Raw genomic sequence first — 7,276 nt, forward strand, 5'->3', positions numbered from 1 at the left:
CTCGGTGATGCTGGTGGTGCCGCTCGGGGTGCTGGGGGCCATTGTGGCCGCCACCCTGCGCGGGTTGGAGAACGACGTCTACTTCCAGGTGGGCCTGCTCACCACCATAGGGCTGTCGGCCAAGAACGCGATCCTGATCGTGGAATTTGCCAAGGAGCTCTATGACAGGGGCATGGGGCAGAGCGAAGCCGTGGTGGAGGCAGCGCGCCTGCGTCTGCGTCCGATCCTGATGACCTCGCTCGCCTTCATCCTCGGCGTATTGCCGCTGGTGATCAGTACCGGCGCCGGCGCCAGCAGCCGCAACGCCATCGGTACCGGCGTGATGGGGGGGATGATCAGTGCCACCGTGCTGGCCATCTTCTTCGTACCGCTGTTCTTCGTGCTGGTGATGCGCTATTTCACCAAGCACAGTACCAAGCAAGCGCGTCTGGCCCATGCCGAGGAGATCAAACATGACTAAAACCCTGATCGCCCTGAGTGTGACCCTGCTGCTGGGGGGCTGTTCCATGGCCCCCGATTACCAGCGCCCCGAGCTGCCGCAAGGCGCCACTTGGCAGAGCAACCAGACGGGGGAGGCGGCCGTCTCCTCCTGGCGCCAGCAGTTCCTCGATCCCGCCCTGCAGCAGCTGATCGCCACGGCCCTCGAGAACAACCGGGATCTGCGCATCGCGGCCCTCAACGTGGAGGCCTACGAGGCCAGATACCGGATCCAGCGGGCGGCCCAGCTACCGACCCTGGCGGCCAATGGCTCGGGTACCCGCCAGCAGGGATCGGACGATCTCAGCAGCACGGGGCAGGGCACTATCAGCAGCCAGTACGGCGCCAACATTGGCATCACCGCCTACGAGCTGGACCTGTTCGGAAGGATCCAGAGTCTGAAAGATCAGGCGTTGGAGACCTATCTGGCGCAAATCGAGACCCAGCGCAGCACCCAGATCGCCCTGGTGGCCTCGGTGGCCAACGCCTATTTCACCCTGTTGGCGGATCAGGAGTTGCTGGCGCTGAGCGAGGCAACCCTGGCCACCGAGCAGGAGAGCTATGGTCTGACCGAGCACAAGTACCGGCTGGGGGCCGCCTCCGAGATGGAGCTGGCCCAGGGCCGTACCGCGCTGGAGAGCGCCAAGGTGAGCCTGGCCCAGTATCAACGGCAGGTGAAACAGGACAGAAATGGCCTGGCGCTGCTGCTCGGGACTGGCGTCCCCGCGTTGATGACCGAGCCGGCAACCCTGGCGGAGGTGCAGCTGGCGGCCATCCCGGTGGGAGCCCCCTCCAGTCTGCTGCAACAGCGCCCGGACATCCTGGCGGCCGAACACAGCCTGAAGGCGGCCAATGCCAATATCGGCGCCGCCCGTGCGGCCTTCTTCCCGACCATCTCGCTGACCGCGACGGCGGGCACCGCCAGCAACCAGTTGAGCGGGCTGTTTGACGGCGGCACCGGTACCTGGACCTTTATGCCGCAGATAAACCTGCCGATTTTTGACGGCGGCAAGCGCATCGCGGATCTGGACGTGGCCGAGGTGAGCACCAGGCAGGCGGTGGCGAGCTACGAGAAGAGCATCCAGACCGCGTTCAAGGAAGTGGCGGATGCGTTTGGTGCACAGGCTGACTATCAGCAGCAACTGCAGGCCCAGCAGGCGCTGGTGGAGGCAAACCAGACCTACTTCAAGCTGGCAGAGGTACGCTACGAGAAGGGGGTGGACAGCTATCTCACCCGACTCGATGCCCAGCGTTCGCTGTTCAGCGCCAAGCAGGGGTTGATCAGTACTCGTCTGGCGCAGCTCAGTAACCAGGTCGCGCTCTACAAGGCCGTCGGCGGCGGCTGGCAAGCTGCCGATAGCGAGGGTGGCAAAGGAAAAAGCTGACAGTAGCCACACTTTCCTCCTTGCGTTATCTTACCGTCCCAGGGCGAACCATCAGGTTCGCCCTGTTTGTTTGCTGCAAAAACATATACATATGAAGCTCAAGTGACATAATACGTCGTGCAGACAGCATTGTGATCTGTATCAGACTCTGGCGGAAGAGCTGAATTTTTACGTGTGCGGCGGGGGGCAATTGTAAGAAAGTGTTACGTGTCTCCATCCGGATTGGCAAAAAGTGGCGTTCTTGTGAGCTCGCTCCGCACTGATGCGTCGCTTGTTACGATTTTTATTTTTGAGTCCGGCTGGCAATGCTCTAAGTTGGCTTCAAAATGGTCCCGTGCTGCACTGAGTTATCATTCTCTTTTACTTGCTAAACAGAGCCACGCTGCTGGAGAGGGTGCAAATCACTTGCTCTATGAAGGGTTGTTTTGGCTGTTCAAGCGGTCAGGAAAGGCGTTAAAATTCGTGCTTTGCCCTTGGGGCATGGCAACGATTGACGGCGGCTTTTTGTAAACTGGCACGTTGAATTTGCAAGAGAAATCGCACTTTTGTCATCAGGGAGCGGTGACAGAATTTTCCCAAGCTGGAGGGCGCTATGGCCAACAGCACACACAATCCGGTCAAAAGCAGCAATCTGGGGGCTGTAACCCAGGGGCGGTAGCCATGCTATTCGCCTCTGACGCAGCGCGTCATGCGTCGAGCTCGCGCCTTTCTCCGGCTCGTTGGGAGCCACTCTCATTTCTTCGCCTTCAAGAGCATATCTATGAAAATTCTAGTCACAGGTGGTGCCGGCTTTATCGGCTCGGCAGTGGTGCGCCATGTCATCCGGGATACCCGGGACTGCGTCGTCAATCTCGATAAATTGACCTATGCCGGTAATCTGGAATCCCTGGTCGATGTCACTGGCAGCGAACGCTACACCTTTGAGCAGGTAGATATCTGCAACCGGGCCGAGCTTGATCGGGTGTTTGCACAACACCAGCCGGATGCAGTGATGCACCTGGCCGCCGAGAGCCATGTCGATCGCTCCATCACAGGCCCCGCCGACTTTATCGAGACCAATATCGTCGGCACTTATGTGCTGCTGGAGGCGGCCCGCGCCTACTGGAACGGCCTGGACGAGACCCGCAAGGCGGCCTTCCGTTTTCACCATATCTCCACCGACGAGGTGTATGGGGATCTGCCCCATCCGGATGAAGTGGCTGGCGGTGAGACATTGCCGCTCTTTACCGAAACCACCCCCTACGCCCCCAGCAGTCCCTATTCTGCCTCCAAGGCATCCAGTGACCATCTGGTACGCGCCTGGCACCGAACGTACGGGCTCCCCGTGCTGGTGACTAACTGCTCGAACAATTACGGGCCCCGGCAACATGCGGAAAAACTGATTCCACAAACGATCGCCCACGCCCTGGCAGGCAAGCCCATCCCGCTTTATGGCCGGGGAGATCAGATCCGCGACTGGCTCTATGTGGAAGATCATGCCAGAGCGCTCTTCTTGGTGTTGACAAAAGGAAGTGTGGGAGAGACCTACAACATCGGTGGTCACAATGAGAAACGCAATCTGGAGGTGGTGCAGACCATCTGCGATCTGCTTGACGAATTGGCCCCCTTGTCCCCAAGTATCCTTGAGGGAGAAGAGCCCGGGGGAAAGGTGAAAAGCTATCGGGATCAAATCACCCATGTGGCCGACAGGCCCGGCCATGATCGTCGTTACGCCATTGATGCTGGCAAAATAGCCACTGAATTGAAATGGCTGCCGCAGGAGAGTTTTGAGTCAGGATTGTCCAAGACAATAACCTGGCATCTCTTCCAAATAAGTGACGTTGACTGAATCCATCATTGATATATTGCACGCCCTGCGTGGACTGAACTTGAGATTGGTATCTTTTATATGAAGAGTAATATTTTGAGTCTCATTGGTCGTAATAAAGACCTGTTCGTTGATGACATCGGCAAAAATGAGCAACAGCTGTCTGAGATCGTCAGCCAGTCCCGTTTTCTTGTTCTTGGTGGCGCCGGTTCTATTGGCCAAGCGGTAACCAAAGAGATCTTCAAGAGAAATCCACGTAAATTGCATGTTGTCGACATCAGCGAGAACAATATGGTCGAGCTGGTGCGCGATATCCGCAGCTCGTTCGGATATATCGATGGTGATTTCCAGACATTCGCGTTGGATATCGGCTCTATAGAATATGACGCCTTTATCAAAGCCGACGGCGCCTATGATTACGTTCTCAACCTTTCTGCGCTCAAACATGTACGCAGTGAGAAAGACCCTTTCACGTTGATGCGCATGATCGATGTCAACGTGTTCAACACGGACAAAACCATCCAGCACTCCATCGACATGGGTGTGAAAAAGTATTTCTGTGTTTCGACGGATAAGGCTGCCAATCCGGTCAACATGATGGGGGCGTCCAAGCGCATCATGGAGATGTTTCTGATGCGTCGCAGCGAGCAGATTGCCATTTCAACCGCGCGTTTTGCCAACGTGGCTTTCTCCGATGGTTCCTTGTTGCACGGTTTCAATCAGCGCTTGCAAAAGCGTCAGCCCATCGTCGCCCCCAACGATATCAAACGCTACTTCGTGACCCCACAGGAGTCCGGTGAGCTGTGCCTGATGTCCTGCATCTTCGGTGAGAACAGAGATATCTTCTTCCCCAAGCTCAGCGAGTCCCTGCACCTTATTACTTTCGCCGAAATCGCCGTGAAGTATCTGGAGCAGCACGGTTACAAGCCGTATCTGTGCAAGGATGAAGATGAAGCCAGAACCCTGATGGCGAGCCTGCCTGAGCAGGGGATGTGGCCTTGTCTCTTCACTGAGAGCGACACCACGGGGGAAAAAGACTTCGAAGAGTTTTTCACCGACAAGGAAGTGCTGGATATGACCCGGTTCGAGAACTTGGGCATCATCAAGAATGAACCCTCATATCAGAATGATCTGCTCAATTATTTCGAACAGACCATTGCAGCCATGAAAACAAAGCGAGCCTGGGGCAAGAAAGAGCTCGTTGAGTTGTTCTTCACCATGATCCCGGATTTTGGTCATAAAGAAACGGGCAAATATCTCGATGGCAAGATGTAAGGAATCGGTATGCATACTCAATTGATACGTTTTATTCGTGATACCTACAAAACCGATGACTTCATCCCTCTTCACGCCCCGACCTTTGCCGGCAATGAGCGCAAATATGTGCTCGATACCCTGGAAAGTACCTTCGTTTCCAGCGTGGGCGCCTATGTTGAACAGTTTGAGCAGCAAATAGCGGCCTTTACCGGTTCTGCCCGTGCCGTTGCCACCATGAATGGCACGGCGGCGCTGCACATCGCGCTCTACATGGCAGGGGTACAGGCCGGCGATCTGGTGATCACCCAGCCCTTGACCTTCGTGGCGACCTGCAACGCCTTGCATCACATGGGCGCAGAGCCCGTGTTTGTGGATGTGTCACGCCAGAGTCTGGGCCTGTGCCCTATTGCCCTGGCCAACTGGCTGGAAGAGCACGCCTCTCGCACTGAGATCGGTGCTATCCACAAGGCAAGCGGGCGCCGCCTGAAAGCCGTCGTGCCCATGCATACCTTTGGTCATCCGGTCGAACTAGACGAGTTGCAGGCCGTGTGTCAGGCCTGGGGCATAGCGCTGGTTGAAGATGCAGCCGAAAGTCTCGGCTCTTATTACAAAGGCAAACATACAGGGACGCTGAGTGTATTTTCCGCCCTGAGCTTCAATGGCAACAAGATCATCACCACGGGTGGTGGTGGCATGGTGCTTTGCCAGAATGCCGAACAGGGGGCGCGTACCAAACACATCACCACCACGGCCAAGGTGCCCCATCCGTTCGAGTTCTATCATGATGAACCCGGCTTTAACTACCGCATGCCCAATCTAAATGCGGCCCTCGGATGTGCCCAGATGGAATCCCTACCGCACTTCCTGGCGCAAAAGCGGGCTCTGGCTATGCACTATGCCGAGTTCTTCAAGAATCAGGCATGCCAGTTTGTGACCGAGCCTTCCTATGGACGCTCCAACTACTGGCTTAATGCGATCGTCTGTGAAGATCAAACCCAGCGGGATACATTGCTGACCGAGCTGAACAAGGCCGGCGTCATGACCCGGCCTGTATGGAAGCTAATGCATCGCTTGCCGATGTTCTCCCATGCCTTATGTGGGGCGCTAGACAATGCCGAGTGGCTGGAAGCCCATCTGATCAACCTACCCAGCTCACCTGTCGAGGTTTGAACATGGTTAACACCATCGCCGTCTTTACCGGTACGCGCGCCGAATACGGGTTGCTCTATTGGTTGATGAAAGACATTGCCGCGGATCCCGATCTGGAGCTCAAGCTGATCGTCTCGGGTACGCACCTGTCCCCTGAGTTCGGCCTGACCTATCAGCAGATAGAGCAGGATGGCTTCAAGATCGATGAGCGCATCGAGATGCTGCTCTCTTCCGATACCTCAGTCGGTGTAGTCAAAAGCATGGGCGTGGCTTTGCTCGGTCTGGCAGACGCGTTGGCGCGGCTGCAACCGGATATGCTGGTGATCTTGGGAGATCGCTTCGAAGCGCTGGCAGCTGCCCAGGCGGCCATGTTGCAGCGCATACCGGTCGCGCACCTCCATGGAGGGGAGATCACCGAAGGGGCTTATGACGACGCTATCCGCCACGCTATAACCAAGTTGAGCTATCTGCATTTCACGGCAGCCGAGCCCTATCGGCAGCGTGTCATCCAGTTGGGCGAGGCACCGGAACGGGTGTTCAACGTGGGCGGCGTCGGTCTGGATCATATTGTCAAGACTCCGCTGCTTTCCATGGGGGAGCTGCAATCATCCCTTGGCTTTGCGCTGGACTCACCGTTCTTCGTGGTGACCTATCACCCCGTGACTCTGGCCGATGAGCCAGCCGAGGGGAGCTTCAACGCCTTGCTGGCGGCATTGAATAACTATCCCGACCATCAGGTGATCCTGACGTATCCGAATGCAGATGACGGTGGTCGTGCGATCATTCCACTGCTTGAGCAGTATGCGGCAGCAAACCCCACACGCGTGCTGGCCATCCCGTCTTTGGGCTACAGGCGTTACCTTAGCGCGGTGAAACACTGTGCTGCCGTGATTGGCAACTCATCGAGCGGCATCATCGAAGTGCCCTCATTGGGCGTACCGACCATCAATATCGGCCAGCGTCAGCAAGGGCGTCTTGCGGCGCAGAGCGTGCTGCATTGCGAGGCGAATGCTGCGGCCATTACGCAATGCATTGCCCGGGCCCTGCAACCGATGGCTCCGGATGCTTATGTCAATCCTTATGGTGCTGGGGATGCCAGTGGCCAGATCGTGGCCCACCTGAAGCACTTTGCCGTCCCTACCATCAAACAGTTCCATGATCTCGACAGGAGTCCGTCGCCATGATCCGCATCATTGCCGAA

7 protein-coding genes are annotated in these 7,276 nt (G+C 56.8%); all 7 read left to right on the forward strand.

Annotation, left to right across the window (positions count from 1 at the left end):
• On the forward strand, nt 1–460 hold a 460-nt coding region (locus CAK78_RS06340; protein WP_176452702.1), incomplete at its 5' end, for an efflux RND transporter permease subunit.
• The gene (locus CAK78_RS06345; protein ID WP_094696732.1) at nt 453–1,862 is read left to right on the forward strand and encodes an efflux transporter outer membrane subunit; all 1,410 of its coding nucleotides are present in this window, start codon (nt 453–455) and stop codon (nt 1,860–1,862) included. The genes CAK78_RS06340 and CAK78_RS06345, both read left to right, overlap by 8 nt.
• Before the next feature lie 207 nt (nt 1,863–2,069).
• Complete coding sequence (locus tag CAK78_RS22620) at nt 2,070–2,372, forward strand: hypothetical protein (protein ID WP_141214135.1); 303 nt, start codon at nt 2,070–2,072, stop codon at nt 2,370–2,372.
• A 250-nt stretch (nt 2,373–2,622) separates the two neighbouring features.
• Nucleotides 2,623–3,690 (forward strand): dTDP-glucose 4,6-dehydratase, encoded by a 1,068-nt coding sequence (gene rfbB / locus CAK78_RS06355; protein WP_094696734.1) that lies wholly within the window; start codon nt 2,623–2,625, stop codon nt 3,688–3,690.
• A 75-nt stretch (nt 3,691–3,765) separates the two neighbouring features.
• On the forward strand, nt 3,766–4,944 hold the full coding sequence (locus CAK78_RS06360; protein ID WP_254924720.1) for a UDP-N-acetylglucosamine 4,6-dehydratase: 1,179 nt from the start codon (nt 3,766–3,768) through the stop codon (nt 4,942–4,944).
• A 9-nt stretch (nt 4,945–4,953) separates the two neighbouring features.
• Nucleotides 4,954–6,096: a LegC family aminotransferase gene (locus CAK78_RS06365; RefSeq protein WP_094696736.1), complete on the forward strand. Its 1,143-nt coding sequence runs from the start codon at nt 4,954–4,956 to the stop codon at nt 6,094–6,096.
• Nucleotides 6,097–6,098: 2 nt separating this feature from the next.
• Entirely contained in the window at nt 6,099–7,259 is a 1,161-nt protein-coding gene (neuC, locus tag CAK78_RS06370; RefSeq protein ID WP_094696737.1) for a UDP-N-acetylglucosamine 2-epimerase, read from the forward strand.
• The last annotated feature ends 17 nt before the right edge of the window (nt 7,260–7,276 follow it).

This window comes from Aeromonas sp. A35_P (assembly GCF_002259925.1).
In the GTDB taxonomy this organism is placed as follows: domain Bacteria; phylum Pseudomonadota; class Gammaproteobacteria; order Enterobacterales; family Aeromonadaceae; genus Aeromonas; species Aeromonas dhakensis.

Bases quoted from the DNA above. Each gene is read 5' to 3' on its own strand.
- neuC (WP_094696737.1), top strand. From the start codon at position 6,099: ATGGTTAACACCATCGCCGTCTTTACCGGTACGCGCGCCGAATACGGG.
- CAK78_RS06365 (WP_094696736.1), top strand. From the start codon at position 4,954: ATGCATACTCAATTGATACGTTTTATTCGTGATACCTACAAAACCGAT.
- rfbB (WP_094696734.1), top strand. From the start codon at position 2,623: ATGAAAATTCTAGTCACAGGTGGTGCCGGCTTTATCGGCTCGGCAGTG.
- CAK78_RS06345 (WP_094696732.1), top strand. From the start codon at position 453: ATGACTAAAACCCTGATCGCCCTGAGTGTGACCCTGCTGCTGGGGGGC.